This is a genomic window from Streptomyces sp. NPDC058697 (assembly GCF_042715345.1).
Lineage (GTDB): Bacteria > Actinomycetota > Actinomycetes > Streptomycetales > Streptomycetaceae > Streptomyces > Streptomyces liliifuscus.
In genome coordinates, this window is record NZ_JBHXSU010000024.1 from 93,414 (window position 1) to 107,395 (window position 13,982).

General features: G+C 70.1%; 16 protein-coding genes. 1 reads left to right on the forward strand and 15 read right to left on the reverse strand.

The genetic code is table 11. The annotated features are described in order from the left end of the window. Positions 1–101 precede the first annotated feature (101 nt). Together tsf and rpsB are read right to left on the reverse strand one after the other, a co-directional pair. The gene (gene tsf / locus ACFWXQ_RS37520; RefSeq protein ID WP_362086946.1) at positions 102–938 is read right to left on the reverse strand and encodes a translation elongation factor Ts; all 837 of its coding nucleotides are present in this window, start codon (positions 936–938) and stop codon (positions 102–104) included. Between the two features lie 151 nt (positions 939–1,089). Then, complete coding sequence (gene rpsB / locus ACFWXQ_RS37525) at positions 1,090–2,034, reverse strand: 30S ribosomal protein S2 (protein WP_383944453.1); 945 nt, start codon at positions 2,032–2,034, stop codon at positions 1,090–1,092. Between the two features lie 282 nt (positions 2,035–2,316). Between rpsB and ACFWXQ_RS37530 the strand changes: the two genes are divergently transcribed. Continuing rightward, positions 2,317–3,003, forward strand: a complete 687-nt coding sequence (locus ACFWXQ_RS37530; protein ID WP_383944456.1) for a M23 family metallopeptidase — start codon at positions 2,317–2,319, stop codon at positions 3,001–3,003. Between the two features lie 12 nt (positions 3,004–3,015). On the opposite strand, the gene ACFWXQ_RS37535 is transcribed toward ACFWXQ_RS37530, so the two are convergent. The 13 genes from ACFWXQ_RS37535 to rplS all read right to left on the reverse strand — a co-directional run bounded on the left by ACFWXQ_RS37535 (position 3,016) and on the right by rplS (position 13,943). Continuing rightward, positions 3,016–3,480: a PPOX class F420-dependent oxidoreductase gene (locus tag ACFWXQ_RS37535; protein ID WP_383944459.1), complete on the reverse strand. Its 465-nt coding sequence runs from the start codon at positions 3,478–3,480 to the stop codon at positions 3,016–3,018. Positions 3,481–3,728: 248 nt separating this feature from the next. Further along, the gene (locus tag ACFWXQ_RS37540; RefSeq protein WP_055614586.1) at positions 3,729–4,286 is read right to left on the reverse strand and encodes a TetR/AcrR family transcriptional regulator; all 558 of its coding nucleotides are present in this window, start codon (positions 4,284–4,286) and stop codon (positions 3,729–3,731) included. A 140-nt stretch (positions 4,287–4,426) separates the two neighbouring features. Then, on the reverse strand, positions 4,427–5,263 hold the full coding sequence (gene whiG / locus ACFWXQ_RS37545) for an RNA polymerase sigma factor WhiG (RefSeq protein WP_055614587.1): 837 nt from the start codon (positions 5,261–5,263) through the stop codon (positions 4,427–4,429). Positions 5,264–5,535: 272 nt separating this feature from the next. Further along, entirely contained in the window at positions 5,536–6,819 is a 1,284-nt protein-coding gene (gene dprA, locus ACFWXQ_RS37550) for a DNA-processing protein DprA (RefSeq protein ID WP_383944462.1), read from the reverse strand. Then, positions 6,816–8,441, reverse strand: a complete 1,626-nt coding sequence (locus ACFWXQ_RS37555) for a YifB family Mg chelatase-like AAA ATPase (RefSeq protein ID WP_383944465.1) — start codon at positions 8,439–8,441, stop codon at positions 6,816–6,818. Before ACFWXQ_RS37555 ends, dprA begins: the two co-directional genes overlap by 4 nt. Then, on the reverse strand, positions 8,441–8,812 hold the full coding sequence (locus ACFWXQ_RS37560; protein ID WP_383944467.1) for a YraN family protein: 372 nt from the start codon (positions 8,810–8,812) through the stop codon (positions 8,441–8,443). The genes ACFWXQ_RS37555 and ACFWXQ_RS37560 overlap by 1 nt, the downstream gene beginning before the upstream one ends. Positions 8,813–8,952: 140 nt before the next feature. Then, on the reverse strand, positions 8,953–9,261 hold the full coding sequence (locus tag ACFWXQ_RS37565; protein ID WP_055510545.1) for a DUF2469 domain-containing protein: 309 nt from the start codon (positions 9,259–9,261) through the stop codon (positions 8,953–8,955). Positions 9,262–9,316: 55 nt separating this feature from the next. Beyond that, positions 9,317–9,793, reverse strand: a complete 477-nt coding sequence (locus ACFWXQ_RS37570) for an NUDIX hydrolase (RefSeq protein ID WP_383944501.1) — start codon at positions 9,791–9,793, stop codon at positions 9,317–9,319. A 250-nt stretch (positions 9,794–10,043) separates the two neighbouring features. After that, positions 10,044–10,790 carry a signal peptidase I gene (lepB, locus tag ACFWXQ_RS37575; RefSeq protein ID WP_383944471.1) on the reverse strand — a complete coding sequence of 249 codons (747 nt, stop codon included), beginning with the start codon at positions 10,788–10,790 and terminating at the stop codon, positions 10,044–10,046. A gap of 80 nt (positions 10,791–10,870) precedes the next feature. After that, complete coding sequence (lepB, locus tag ACFWXQ_RS37580; protein WP_383944474.1) at positions 10,871–11,836, reverse strand: signal peptidase I; 966 nt, start codon at positions 11,834–11,836, stop codon at positions 10,871–10,873. Next, positions 11,721–12,806 carry a signal peptidase I gene (gene lepB, locus ACFWXQ_RS37585; protein WP_383944477.1) on the reverse strand — a complete coding sequence of 362 codons (1,086 nt, stop codon included), beginning with the start codon at positions 12,804–12,806 and terminating at the stop codon, positions 11,721–11,723. The genes lepB (ACFWXQ_RS37580) and lepB (ACFWXQ_RS37585) overlap by 116 nt, the downstream gene beginning before the upstream one ends. After that, the gene (gene lepB / locus ACFWXQ_RS37590) at positions 12,799–13,545 is read right to left on the reverse strand and encodes a signal peptidase I (protein ID WP_383944480.1); all 747 of its coding nucleotides are present in this window, start codon (positions 13,543–13,545) and stop codon (positions 12,799–12,801) included. Before lepB (ACFWXQ_RS37590) ends, lepB (ACFWXQ_RS37585) begins: the two co-directional genes overlap by 8 nt. A 47-nt stretch (positions 13,546–13,592) precedes the next feature. After that, entirely contained in the window at positions 13,593–13,943 is a 351-nt protein-coding gene (gene rplS, locus ACFWXQ_RS37595; protein ID WP_067026952.1) for a 50S ribosomal protein L19, read from the reverse strand. Positions 13,944–13,982: the final 39 nt, after the last annotated feature.

Consider the following 13,982-nt stretch of genomic DNA (forward strand, 5'->3'; position numbering starts at 1 on the left):
CCTCGTCAGATCTGCTGCCGACCGTCACGCACGTACGTGACGGCGTACGCGGACGACTGCTGTCGACCCTATAGGGGTCGCGCGTCGATCGCGGTACGGACTCAGATGCCGACCTTGATGCGTACGAAACGCTTCAGGGTGACACCGGCCTCGTCCAGGATCTTCTGGACGGACTTCTTCTGGTCGAGCGCGTACGGCTGACCGAGAAGGGTGGCTTCCTTGAAGAAGCCGTTGACGCGACCCTCGACGATCTTCGGGAGGGCGGCCTCGGGCTTGCCCTCGGCGCGAGTGGTCTCCTCGGCGACGCGACGCTCGGACTCGACGACCTCGGCCGGAACGTCCTCACGGGAGAGGTACTTCGGCGCGAAGGCGGCGATGTGCTGCGCGATGCCCTTGGCGAGGTCGGCGTCCGGCTTGTCCAGCTCGACCAGGACACCGATCTGCGGGGGCAGGTCGGGCATGGTGCGGTGCATGTACGAGCCGACGTAGGCGCCGGAGAACTGCGCGAAGCGGTCCAGGACGATCTTCTCGCCCAGGTTGGCGTTGGCCTCGTCGACGTACGCCTGGACCGTCTTGCCGGCCTCGATCTCGGACGCGAGCAGCGCCTCGAGGTCGGCCGGAGAGGTCTTGGTGACGTGCTCGGCGATCGTGTTGGCGACGGCCTGGAACCTCTCGCCCTTGGCGACGAAGTCCGTCTCGCACTTCAGCTCGACCAGGACCCCGGAGGTGTTGTCGTCGGCGATGATGGAAACCACGGCGCCGTTCTCGGCGGAGCGGCCCTCGCGCTTGGCGACGCCCTTCTGGCCCTTGATGCGCAGCGCCTCGACGGCCTTGTCGACGTTGCCGTCGGCCTCGTCCAGGGCCTTCTTGCAGTCCATCATGCCGGCGCCGGTGAGCTCGCGGAGCTTCTTGACGTCAGCGGCGGTGTAGTTCGCCATGATCTGTGAATCTCTTCTCGGAGTTCGAAGTCTCGAAGTCGGCGTCCGCCGCTGATCGGGCGGGCGTCCACCGAAGATCTACGGGCTGGGGGTGAACGGCGGGCGGCGCCCTTGGCACCGCCCGCCGTCACTCAACCGTGACGCTGGTTCGTCAGGCCTGCTCGGCCTCGGCCGGCTTCTCGGCCTCGGCCTCAGCAGCGGGGGCCTCGGCGACGGGAGCCTCGGCAGCGGCCGGAGCCTCGGCCTCGGCGGCCGCGGGGGCCTCCTCGGCGGCGGGGGCCTCAGCAGCAGGCGCCTCGGCGGGAGCCTCGTCGGCCTTCTTCTCGCCACCCTCGAGCAGGTCGCGCTCCCACGCGGCGAGCGGCTCGCCCGCGGCCTTGTCACCCTCGGCGGCCTTGCCGGCACCGGAACGGGAGATGAGGCCCTCGGCGACGGCGTCGGCGATCACGCGGGTGAGCAGGGTGACGGAGCGGATCGCGTCGTCGTTGCCCGGGATCTTGTAGTCGACCTCGTCGGGGTCGCAGTTCGTGTCGAGGATGGCGACGACCGGAATGTTGAGCTTCCGGGCCTCACCGACCGCGATGTGCTCCTTCTTGGTGTCCACGATCCAGACGGCGCTGGGAACCTTGGACATCTCGCGGATACCACCGAGGGTCTTCTCAAGCTTGGCCTTCTCGCGCGAGAGCACGAGAAGCTCCTTCTTGGTCAGACCGGACGCGGCGACGTCCTCGAAGTCGATCTGCTCAAGCTCCTTGAGGCGCTGCAGACGCTTGTAGACGGTGGAGAAGTTGGTGAGCATGCCGCCCAGCCAGCGCTGGTTGACGTAGGGCATGCCGACGCGGGTGGCCTGCTCGGCGATGGCCTCCTGCGCCTGCTTCTTCGTGCCGACGAACATGACCGTGCCGCCGTGGGCGACGGTCTCCTTGACGAACTCGTAGGCGCGGTCGATGTACGACAGCGACTGGAGCAGGTCGATGATGTAGATGCCGTTGCGCTCCGTGAAGATGAATCGCTTCATCTTCGGGTTCCAACGACGGGTCTGGTGACCGAAGTGGACGCCGCTTTCCAGCAGCTCCCGCATCGTGACGACGGCCATGGCCGTTCTCCTTGAGTTTCTCGGTTGTGCCGCGCGTGCCGGACGGCACTCGCGCCTGACGCCCGCGATGCGCCTTGCCCGCTAGGGACCGAGAGGCGCTGACACCGGCTGTTTGAGGGCCTGGTGTCGGGGCGTGCGAAGTCGACCCGGTGACCCGGATCGCCACCAGAAGTGTACGGGACCCACGAGGTGCCGGGTGACGCCGCTGTCCACAACCGGCCGGTACTCCACAGATCCTGGCCATGATCCACTTTTTTCCGTCGCGCACGGGACCGTTCTCGCATGCGAGAAGACCGATCGATGCGTACATGGCTGACGCTGCTGCTGGCCCTGATGATGGCCGCAGTGGGCGCCGCGGGTGCCGCTCTCCCCTCGGCGACCGCCCTCGACGGCGATCCCGGCGGTGGCCCTGGCGGCGGTCCCGTCAGCGGTCCCGGCGGCAGTCCGCCCCCGGCCCCACCCGCCGTCCCGTCCCCGCCCACCGACACATCGGTGCCCGCCGACACATCGGTGCCCGCCGTCGGCCGCGCCTGGCCGGTGGGCCTGCGTCCGTCGGTGATACGCGGCTGGGAACCCCCGGCCACCGTCTACGGCCGGGGCCATCGCGGGGTCGACCTCAGCGCGGCCCCGGGCACCCCGGTCCGCGCCGTCGCCCCCGGCCGTATCTCCTTCGCGGGCCGGGTCGCGGGCCGCGGAGTCGTCTCGGTGGAACTGAACGGCACGGGTGACCCACCCCTGCGCACGACCTACGAGCCGGTGCGGGCGACGGCGAAGAAGGGCGCGGAGGTGACGGCGGGCCAGGTGATCGGCGTACTGGAACCGACGGGTTCCCACTGCCCGGCGTCCTGTCTGCACTGGGGACTGCGCCGGGCCGACACCTACCTGGACCCGCTGTCCCTGCTGCCACCGTGGCTGCTCGGCCGGGGCCCGTCACGTCTGCTGCCGGTCATCGGAGTGCCCGTGCTCTAGATACGGCGAACTCTAGATACGGTCCGTGCCCTGGCTCTGGTCGGATCGGCCGGACGGCGGCACCTCATGAACCGACCGTCGCGAGGGGTACCACTCCGCGCCCACCGGACGGCCCGCCATGTTCCAGCTCCAGGAGACGGTCGGCGTGATGCGCACGTACAGCCCCGGGCCGACCATCCCCACACGCTCGACGGGTTCTTCGGCGGTGCCGTAGACCCGTACCCCCCGCGCGATGAACGGATCGAGGGACACCAGATCGTCGATGACGAGGGCCACCTCGTGGTGACCGGCCCGGATGTTGCGGAACTTGCGGGTCCCGGCGACCGACGAGCCACTGCCGCCAACCCAGAAGTGCGTGCCGTCGTACTCGAAGGCGAGCGGGACCACGTCGGGCTGCCGGCCGTCCGGAGACAGCGTCGCGACGCGGGCGAGCGGCTGCGACCGCATGTAGGCGATCTCTTCGTCGGTGAACGACATGACAACCTCCGGACGTACGTGTCGAAAGGGGCCGCCGCCCTCCCAGAGGGAAGGACTCCCCCACTCCCATACGAACGGCATCCCACCGAATCGACACCGACCGACACACCTGAGAGACACCCGGACCGGCAGACGCCGGAGCGAGAGCGACCGCCCGGCCGTCGCTGGAGGGGTCCCGTCCACCGGCGCCGAAGGGATCCAGACCGTCCGAGGCCGGTAGAACCCCGACCGTCGACGCCGTGGGGAGTTCAGCCCTGGACGCCCCGCAGGGCCATCGCCACCGCGGCGTCGGTGATCACAGCGGGATCCTCGGCCGCGCCGATCTCGATCCTGCGCACGGCCGCGTCCACGATCCCCTGGAGGAGCATCGCGGCCATCCGCGGCTGCTCGTGCCCGATGTCCCGCAGCGCCTCGACGATCATCGCGACGAGTCCCCCGTGAGCCGCGCGGATCTTCTCGCGCGCACCCGCGTCGAGCTCGCTCGCGGAGATCGCCACGACGGCCCGGTGACGCCGGTCGCCGACGAGACCCAGCTGTTGGCGGACGTACGCCTCGACCTTGCCCTCGGGCGTCCCGGCCAGCGCCATCGCCGCCTCGACCTCGGCCGCCCACACCGGGAAGTCGACCTCGCAGAGCTCTTCGACGACGGCCGCCCGCGACCGGAAGTACTCGTACACGGAGGACCGCGCAAGACCCGTCCGCTCGGCGAGTGCCGGGAACGTCAGCGCCTCCGTCCCGCCCTCGGACAGCAGTGACCGCGCCGCGTCCAGCAGGGCGGCTCGCTGCATCGACCGGTGCTCGGCCACGGAGGCCGCTCGAATCCTTGGCACGCCCCCACTTTACGGATGCCCCGCCCAAGACGGGAGACTCTCGCCCGTCAGGGCTTGGTCCTTGGGGCCCCGGCCGAAAGAAGTCCCACTACAGAGGCGTTACCGAGGAAACGAGGTCAGCGTCCGAAGCTCGCCAGTTTGGCGCGCAGCTGGAGGACGGACTTGGTGTGGATCTGGCTGACCCGGCTCTCCGTCACGCCGAGGACATTGCCGATCTCGGCGAGCGTGAGCCCCTCGTAGTAGTAGAGCGTGACGACGGTCTTCTCGCGCTCGGGCAGCGTGTTGATGGCACGTGCCAGGAAGCGCCGCAGTTCCCGGTCCTCGGCGACCTCCACGGGATTGTCGGCCGCGGTGTCCTCAAGGGTGTCCATCAGGCTCAGCCGGTCGCCGCCCTCACCGCCGACATGCAGCAGCTCCTCCAGGGCCACCACGTTCGCCAGAGACAACTGACTGAACACCGCATGCAGTTCGTCGACCGCGATGCCCATCTCGCCGGCCACCTCGCACTCCGACGGCGTACGCCGCAGCCGTGCCTCCAGCGTCGCGTAGGCCCGCTCGACATTGCGTGCCTTCTGCCGCACGGACCGCGGGATCCAGTCCAGCGCCCTCAGCTCGTCGATCATCGCGCCCCGGATCCGCGTGATCGCGTACGTCTCGAACTTGATCTCCCGCTCGATGTCGAACTTCTCAATGGCGTCGATCAGCCCGAACACTCCCGACGAGACGAAGTCCGCCTGCTCCACATTGGGCGGCAGCCCCACGCTGACCCGGCCCGCGACGTACTTCACCAGCGGCGAGTAGTGCAGGATCAGCTGCTCGCGCAGTCGCTCGTCGCCCGTGGTCTTGTACGACCTCCACAGCTCGTCGAGCGTCGAGGGGGCGGGCGGCCGCACGCCGCCGCGGGCAGCGGGGGTAACAGCCGCCCGGTCAGACCCGGAGGTGTGCTGGGGCATTCGTCGCCTTGTGCCGTTCTGCCGTGAACTGGGGGTGCCTGAGTGAGCTGTCGGTCTGATGTCGAGTTGCCTGTCTGAGTCGGAATCCTCGTGAGCGTAGCGTGACTGGGGAGTCGCAGTGTGCGAAGGGCGAGGGTTCCACCGTGCGCAGATACGTTCCGCTGGGCGCCCCTCGGGGTCACGATCGTCGCCGTGCGTAATCACCGTGGAGCGCCAACTACGGGAATTGCCAAGGGTTTCGGGGGGTCGCCCGGACGGCCGAACACTGTCGGTCAGCATCGCCCCCGATCCGTGTCGACGGAGATAGTGGCCTGGCGTGTCAACTTCCAGCCGTCGCCGTGTCGTTCGACGAACCCAAGTGAGCGGAGTTCGTACAGTCTCGCGACCGCGTCGTCCGCCGTCGTGCCGGCGCCCCTGGCGGTGTCCTGGGGCGACGCGGTCCCGTGGGCCGGCAGCGCGGCAAGCACACGGGCGGCGGCGGGGTCCAGGAGGTCTCGGGGCAGCACCGGTCCACGCCGGTCCGGCGCCAGCTCGCCCATGTCGCCGACCAGCTCCGCCACTTCCGCGGCGTCCGTGACCAGCGCCGCGTCACCGCGCAGCAGTTCGTGCACTCCCGCCGAGAGCGCGCTGGTGGCCGGGCCCGGTACCCCTATCGCGTACCGGCCCAAGCGCTGAGCGGCCCGGGCGGTGACCAGGGCGCCGCTCCGGTACGCCGCCTCGACGACCACCGTGCCGCGGGTCAACGCCGCGATGACTCTGTTGCGCAGGATGAACCTGCTCGGTGTCGGATGGTCGCCGGGCGGCAACTCGCCCACGACCAGTCCCTGTTCGGCGATGCGGGTGATCAGTTGTGTGTGCCCGCGCGGATAGGGCCGGTCGACCCCGCAGGCGAGTACGGCGACGGTGGCCCCGCCCGCGCCGAGCGCACCGCGGTGTGTCGCGCCGTCCACCCCGTAGGCACCCCCGGACACCACGACCCACCCGCGCTCGGCCAACCCCGCGCCGAGCACCGACGCCATGTGCGCGCCGTACTCGGTGCAGGCCCGTGCGCCCACGACCGCGACCGAGCGCAGCGCCCATATCCGCAGGCTGGGCCGCCCTCGCACCCATAGACCGGTGGGCCGCGCGTCCCCGAGGTCGTCCAGCTGTGCGGGCCATTCGGCGTCCCCCGGGCAGACGAAGCGCGTCCCGGCATCCCGGGCCACGACGAGGTCACGCTCCGGGTCCGCCCGCTCGGCCCGGGCCCTCAGCCCCGCCCATCGCTTGTCCGTCACGCCCGGCAGCTGTTGCCCGCCTCCGATGAGCCGCCGGACCACCTCCGGGGCCCCGAACTCGCGCAGCCACCGTCCGCAGACCTCGTCCCCCGGTTCGACGACACGCGCGAGGAAGGCCCGGTGAAGCCGCGCGTCGTCCCGGCCGTCTCTGCTGTCCTGGCCGTCTCTACTGTCCCCGCCATTGCTCCTGTCCCCGCTGTCACTGCGGTCTCTGCTGTCCTCGCTGCCTCCGCTGTCCCTGCCATCCCTTCTGCCCCAGCTGTCCGTGCTGTCCCCGCTCACGACAGCGCTCCGATCGCCATGGGCACCCCCCGAGGGACCCCGGTGCGCAGTTGCAGGGCGAGGGCGACGTCCGTCGCGTCGGGCCGGTCGTGTCCCACGAGGTCCGCGACGGTCCAGGCGACGCGCAGGACACGATCAAGACCGCGCGCGGTGAGCACGCCGCGCTCCAGACTGCGCTCGGCGTCGTCCATGGCTCCCGGGGAGGCGAACCAACGGCTGCGCAGCTCCCGTCCCGGCACTTCGCTGTTGGTCCGCCAGGGAGTGTCCGTCAGCCGGGAGACGGCCCGCTCCCTGGCCGCACGCACCCGGTCGGCGACCGTCTCGGTGGATTCGCCCCGCGCGCCCCTCTCCGTGAGCTCGGACCGGGTGACGCGGTCCACCTCGACCCGCAGATCGACCCGGTCGAGCAGCGGTCCGGAGAGCCGTGCCTGGTAGCGGCGGATCGCGGAGGGCGGGCACTCGCACAGGCTGTCCCGCTGCGAGAAACGGCCGCAAGGGCAGGGGTTCGCCGCGAGCACCATGAGGAACCGGGCCGGGAAGCGCACGACTCCGGCGCTGCGCGCGATCACCACATGCCCCGATTCCAAGGGCTGGCGCAGGGCGTCGAGGGCGTGGCTGCTGAACTCGGGTGTCTCGTCCAGGAAAAGCACTCCCCGGTGAGAGAGGGACACCGCGCCCGGCCGTGCGATTCCCTGGCCGCCTCCCACGAGCGCCTGCATGGTCGCCGAGTGGTGCGGCGCGCAGTAGGGCGCGACGTCGACCAGGGGCTTCCCCGGTGGCAGCAGTCCCGCGACCGAGTGGACGGCCGTGACCTCCAGGGACTCGCCGCGGCTGAGCCTCGGCAGGATGGCCGGAAGTCGCTCGGCGAGCATCGTCTTGCCCGCCCCCGGTGGACCTTCGAGGAACAGGTGGTGTCCGCCGGCCGCGGCGACCTCCACCGCGGTCCGTGCCGAGTGCTGGCCCACGACGTCGGCGAGGTCGTGTCCGTGGTCGTGCTGCATGGCGCCCATGCTGTGCATGCCCGTGGCCGCGCCCGTCCCCGGCATGCGCAGGCCCGCGAGCAGCGGGTCCGGGCGGCCCTGATCGTCGGGCTCCTCGTCGGGCACCGGTTCGTCCGTGAGGACGGCGATCAGCTGCCGGAGGCTGCGGACGCCGAGCACGGACACCCCGGGCACCAGCGAGGCCTCGGCGGCAGCGCACTCCGGCACCACCACCTGCTCGTATCCGGCGTCCGCGGCGGCCAGCACGGCCGGCAGCACACCCCGGACGGGCCGGACGCGCCCGTCCAGGCCCAGCTCGCCGATCATCACGATGTCGGAGAGCACCCGCGGGTCGATGCGCTCGGAGGCCCCCAGGGCCGCGCATGCGATCGCGAGATCGAATCCGCTGCCACTCTTGGGCACCGAGGCCGGGCTGAGGCCCACCGTGAGCTTCTTCTGCGGCCACTCGCCGCCGGAGTTGACCACGGCCGCCCGCACCCGGTCCTTGCTCTCCGTCAGGCTCTTGTCGGGCAGGCCGACCAGGGTGAACGCCGCGACGCCGGGCTCCAGGTCCACCTGGACCTCGACGACGACGCCCTCCACGCCGACGAGGGCCACCGAGCACGTACGCGCGAATCCCATCAGGCCACCCCCCGCACGTGCTCCACGACGGGGGCGCCGCGGTCGGGCAGCAGGACTCCGACGACGTCGATGCGGACGCCGCCGGGTGGGGCTCCTCCGTGTTCCTGCAGCCATCGCTCGGCCAGGCCACGCAGCCGCTGCGCTTTGACGGGCGTGACGGCGGCCATCGGGTGCTCGAACGTTCCCGTGCGGCGGGTCTTGACCTCGCAGACGACGAGCGCGTCACCGTCCCGGGCCACGATGTCGATCTCGCCGGCCCTGCCCGAGCGCCAGTTGCGCTGCAGGACCGTCATTCCCGACTCGGTCAGCCGCCGCGCGGCCAGATCCTCGCCGTACTTTCCCAGTGCATTGCGTGCCTTGGACGTCTTCATGTGGGCACCACCTCCGGCACCCACACTGAGCCCGCCGCGGCCCGCTATTGGATCTTGGTGGACGGCCACTCGGTTGTGGACAACTCAGTCACCCACACGAGCGGCCGTTCCCACCTCCGGCGGTCGGCGACCGTGATCCCTCAGCTGCTCGGCAGTTCGAGATCGCTCTTGTTGAGCTCCTCGATGTTCACGTCCTTGAATGTGAGGACGCGCACCTGCTTCACGAACCGAGCAGGCCGGTACATGTCCCACACCCAGGCATCCGCCATGGACACCTCGAAAAACACCTCGCCCTGGACCGAGTGCACCTGCATCTCGTAGTCGTTGGTGAGGTAGAAGCGCCGTTCGGTCTCGATCACGTATTTGAACAGACCGACGACATCGCGGTACTCCCGGTAGAGCTTCAGCTCCATCTCGGTCTCGTACTTCTCGAGGTCCTCGGCGCTCATGGCATGTTCCCCTTCAGCCGTGCGTCCCCCTATTGTGCGCCAGCCCCGCGAGCCCCTAGACGATTTCCGTGTCGAGGGTCTCGGGACCGGCCGGGGGCCCTTCGTCGAGCAGCCTGCGCAGCAGCTCGGCGAGTCTGGTCGGATACACCGTCTCATGTGCCTGGTTAAGTTCCTGGCACGTCCACCAGCGCGCTCCGGCGACACTGCGCCGTTCCAGCTCGGTCAGTCCCAAGGGCTCGGTCGCCGTCTGCGTCGTACGGGCCAGGTAGTACCACTCCTCCTGGTCCCAGCGGCGCCCCGCGAACGGGAACGAACAGGTCCGCCGCCACAGCACCGGGCCCAGCTCGACCTCGGTGATGCCGGTCTCCTCGGCGAGTTCCCTCCGGGCGGCCTCTTCCCGCGTCTCGTCGCCCTCCACGCCACCGCCCGGTGTGAACCACCAGTCGTCGCAGGGGTCCTCGGGTTCGTGGCCGTGGAGCAGCAGGATGCGGTCCTGCGGATCGAGCAGCACCACCCGGGCGACCTTCCGCAGCTCCCCGAGCTCGTCGGCCCCGGGGACCGGCTGCCCACCCTCGTTTCCAGGCCCGCGGACCGTCCCCTCACCCGCGCTTCCAGGCCCGTGGGCCGCCCGCTCACCCGCTCTTCCGGACTCGGCGGGCAGCCGCTCACCCGCGCTTCCGGACTCCGCGGGCAGCCGCTCGCCCGTGCTTCCGGACTCCGCGGCCGAAGCAGAGACCCCGGCAGAGACCGAGGCCGACCGCCCGCCCGCTCCCCGCGGCGCCTCAGCCCGCAAGGGCCTGCTCCCTCGTCCCCGTGCGGCCGCGCCGGCGCTCGGCCCGCTTGGCGATCGGACCGTACGCCCCTCCGCCGAGGACGAGTACCGCGCCCACCACGATCGCCGTGAGGACCAGGCGCAGGGGCCCCGGTTCGGAGACGGCGCCGAGGGTCTCGAAGTTGGTCGGCCGGGCCAGCATGCCGTTCATGGGCCAGGCCACGGCGTCGACGCGGGCGTCCACCGAGCTGCGCGGCACCGTGCCGCTGCCGGCCTCCGTGAGGTGGGCGGTGGAGTCGAGGGAGCCGCTGCGCTCGTCGCCGAGCAGGAAGAGCCTGCCCTCGGGAACCTTGATGGCGGGGATCGTGGTCGCCTCGGCCGCGCTGCCCTTGGGGAGATACGGTTCGTCGATCTTCTTGCCGTTGACGGTCAGCTTGTCCGCGGTGCAGCAGGCGACGGTGTCCCCGCCCACGGCGACGACGCGCTTGACCATGGGCATGTTGCCCCAGCTGGCCTGCTTGAAGACGACGACGTCACCGCGCTCGACGTCGGAACCGTCGATCCGCTCGGCGAGCACCCGGTCGCCGGCCGTGATGGTCGGGGACATCGAGTCGGTCGGCACGGTGTAGGGCTGGTAGACGATCGCGCCCCAGACGAACCCGCCGAGGAAGAGCACACAGCCGAGGGCCATGGCGAATCCCGACAGCTTGCTGCCGAGCCGCCCATGGCCCTCGTCCGTACGACTTGTCCCGCTCATCCCAGTGCTCCCCCAACTCGGAGAATCGACCCCGCGGCCCAGGTGCGGGCCACGGAAGATCGGCGATCTGGGACGGCACCCTACCCGGCGGTACCCGGCCCAGAAACCCTGGTGTTCCCGACGGTGAGACGGCGCCTGCGCCACAGCACCAGCGGCACCGCGCCCGCGAGCCCGAGCGCAGCCGGAGCGGCGGCGCTGAGGTTCTGGTCGAAGGTGTCCGGCACCGGCAGCGTGGACCAGCGGGTGGGCGGCCAGGCGACGACGATGGCGCGGCCCACGACGTTGTCCACGGGCACGAAGCCCCCGTACTTGTCCTGCTGGTGGTAGCGGGAGTCCAGCGAGTTCTGCCGGTGGTCACCCATGACCCAGATTTTGCCTTCGGGCACCTTCTTCTTGAACTGGCCCCCGAGGTCGTCCACCGTGCAGGGGGTGTTGCCCGGGTACACGTAGGAAGACTCGTTCAGCGCCTTGCCGTTGACCTTCAGCGGGCCGGTGCCCTTGCACTCGACGGTGTCGCCGGCGACACCGATGACACGCTTGATGAGGTCCTTCTCCTCGGCGGACGGCATCAGGCCGATCCAACTGAGGCCCTTCTGGATCGCGTTCGGGTTCGGGGTCGGCTCGCCAGCCAGCCACTTGTCGGGGTCGTGGAAGACGACGACCTCGCCGCGCTCGGGCTCCGAACCGAACCACGGGGTCAGCTTGTCGACCAGGACGCGGTCACCCTGCTGGAGGGTGTTCTGCATCGAGTCCGAGGGGATCGAGAACGCCTGGACCAGGAAGGTCTTGATCAGCAGCGCGAGAACGAGCGCGATGCCGATGAGCAGCGGGAGTTCTTTCCAGAAGGACCGCGGTTTCTTCGGCTGCGGGGTGGCTCCGTCGCCGTCCCGCGCGTCTCTGCCGCCGTCGCCGCCGGAGTCGCCTCCGTTGTCACCCCCGGCGGTCACGTCGTCCTCTACGGGCGGGGGGACCGACTCTTCGGGTCGTTCCGGTCGCTCCTCGGGGCCCTCGTGTCCGGACCGTGCGCCGACCGCCAAATCCCCCACATCCACTCCTCACTCCGTGCCGCCGCCTGCGACGAATGCGACGCAGGCCCACCACTCCCATAACGAGCGGGAGTTCCGCAGGGGTCGGGAGCGGGATCAATCCGTATCGATCCGCGGTGGCCACCCTATGCGACGCGCCGAGCACCACGCCCGCCCCACCGGGCGCGTCGGGCACGGAGGCATACGTTTCCGGCTCGTTGAGCCGGCTCCAGTGACCGATGGGCCAGGCGATGACCATGGCGCGGCCCACGACGTCCTCGGAGATGGTGCCGTTGTACTTCTCGGTGCGGTGATAGCGGGAGTCGGCGGAGTTGGAGCGGTGGTCGCCCATCACCCACAGGCGCCCCGCCGGCACCTTCACCTCGAAGGTGAGTGACGAGGGCTTGTCGCCGGGGTTGAGGTAGGGCTCGTTGAGCGGCATGCCGTTGACGGTCACGCGGCCCTGGGTGTCACAGCACTTGACGGTGTCGCCGCCGACCGCGACGACCCGCTTGATCAGGTCCCGTTCGTTGTCGGAGGGCAGCAGGCCGATGAAGGTCAGCAGCTCCTTGACCTGCTTGACGACGATGGGGTCGTCCGCCTTCGCCACCGGCTGTTCGTCCTCCAGCCATCCGCCGGGGTCCTTGAACACGACGACGTCGCCGCGCTCGGGCTTCGAGCCGAACCACGGCGTGAGCTTGTCGACCAGGACGCGGTCACCGATCCGGATCGTCTGCTCCATGGAGCCCGACGGGATCACGAAGGCCTGGACGAGGAACGTCTTCAGGACGAGCGCTATGAGCAGGGCGACCCCTATCAGAAGGGGTATCTCCTTGATCGCCGAGCGCTGTCTGCGCCGCTTGACCCTGCGGGCGAGCTTGCGCCGGTCGGCGCGGCCGGGCATGACGGGGCCGCCGGTACGCCGGGTACCGGTGGGCAGGAGGTCCTCGGCGGCGCTGTGGGCGCTGCGGGGCTTGCCGCGGTTACCCATGGACACCGTCCGCGGTGCTCGGCCCGCTCGACGCCGGGGCACTGGGCCCTGTGGCGGCGGGCACGCGCGCGTGGTCGTCGGCCCGCCCCAGGCGGGTCCAGTGGCCGAGGGGCCAGGCGATCCAGTCGGCTCTGCCGATCACGTCGTCGACAGGGATCATGCCGCCGCCCGGGGAGCCCAGATGGTCGCGGGAGTCGCTGGAGTCGCCGCGGTGGTCACCGAGCAGGAACAGAGTGCCGTCGGGCACCGCGACGTCGAAGGACACCTCTGACGGCTTGTCGCCCGGGAACAGAAACGTCGACTCGTCGACCGACCGGCCGTTCACCTCGATCCTCCCCTGCCTGTCGCAGCAGACCACATGGTCTCCCCCCACGCCGACGACACGCTTGATGTAGTCGGCGTCGCCGAAGTAACCGGTTCCGTCGAACACGACGACGTCACCGCGCCTCGGCTCAGCACCGAAACGGTACGCCAACTTATTTACGAGAACGCGGTCCCCGATCCTCAATCCGGGCTCCATCGAGCCACTGGGAATCTCGAACGGCTGGATCACGAAGCGGCTGAGCAGCAGCAGAAAAAACAGACAGAACAGCACGGTCAGGGTGATCCGGCCCCCGGGCAGCCGGTCCGCCAACGCGAAACGCGACCGTTCCTCCGTCCCCTCTGTGTCCGAGATCTCCTCGGATCCGGCGGGGTGGGAGGAGCGGTCGCGCTCCGTGTGCTGTGCTTCGGCGTCCATCGGGGCCAGATGCTATCCGGCCCTCATACGGAGCCCGGCGCGAGCTCTCAGTTGTCGCGCTTCTCCTTGATCTTCGCGGCCTTGCCGCGCAGGTCACGGAGGTAGTAGAGCTTCGCGCGACGCACGTCACCGCGGGTGACGAGCTCGATCTTCTCGACGATCGGGGTGTGCACCGGGAAGGTGCGCTCGACGCCGACGGAGAACGAGACCTTGCGGACCGTGAAGGTCTCGCGGACCCCGGCACCCTGGCGACGGATGACTACGCCCTTGAACTGCTGCACACGGGAGCGGTTGCCCTCGATGACGCGGACGTGGACGTTGACGGTGTCACCCGGGCGGAAGGCCGGGACGTCGCTGCGCAGCGACGCGGAGTCGACTGAGTCGAGCAGGTGAGACATGATCGTCTGCTTTCTTCGCCGATGCCACAGGTCATCAAC

Excerpts from the sequence above, each read along its gene's own strand:
- ACFWXQ_RS37535 (WP_383944459.1), bottom strand. The coding sequence starts at position 3,480 with ATGTCGTTCACCGACGAAGAGATCGCCTACATGCGGTCGCAGCCGCTC.
- lepB (WP_383944477.1), bottom strand. The coding sequence starts at position 12,806 with ATGGGTAACCGCGGCAAGCCCCGCAGCGCCCACAGCGCCGCCGAGGAC.
- ACFWXQ_RS37560 (WP_383944467.1), bottom strand. The coding sequence starts at position 8,812 with ATGAAGACGTCCAAGGCACGCAATGCACTGGGAAAGTACGGCGAGGAT.
- rpsB (WP_383944453.1), bottom strand. The coding sequence starts at position 2,034 with ATGGCCGTCGTCACGATGCGGGAGCTGCTGGAAAGCGGCGTCCACTTC.
- whiG (WP_055614587.1), bottom strand. The coding sequence starts at position 5,263 with ATGCCCCAGCACACCTCCGGGTCTGACCGGGCGGCTGTTACCCCCGCT.
- ACFWXQ_RS37555 (WP_383944465.1), bottom strand. The coding sequence starts at position 8,441 with ATGGGATTCGCGCGTACGTGCTCGGTGGCCCTCGTCGGCGTGGAGGGC.
- lepB (WP_383944480.1), bottom strand. The coding sequence starts at position 13,545 with ATGGACGCCGAAGCACAGCACACGGAGCGCGACCGCTCCTCCCACCCC.
- ACFWXQ_RS37530 (WP_383944456.1), top strand. The coding sequence starts at position 2,317 with ATGCGAGAAGACCGATCGATGCGTACATGGCTGACGCTGCTGCTGGCC.
- ACFWXQ_RS37565 (WP_055510545.1), bottom strand. The coding sequence starts at position 9,261 with ATGAGCGCCGAGGACCTCGAGAAGTACGAGACCGAGATGGAGCTGAAG.
- tsf (WP_362086946.1), bottom strand. The coding sequence starts at position 938 with ATGGCGAACTACACCGCCGCTGACGTCAAGAAGCTCCGCGAGCTCACC.
- lepB (WP_383944471.1), bottom strand. The coding sequence starts at position 10,790 with ATGAGCGGGACAAGTCGTACGGACGAGGGCCATGGGCGGCTCGGCAGC.
- rplS (WP_067026952.1), bottom strand. The coding sequence starts at position 13,943 with ATGTCTCACCTGCTCGACTCAGTCGACTCCGCGTCGCTGCGCAGCGAC.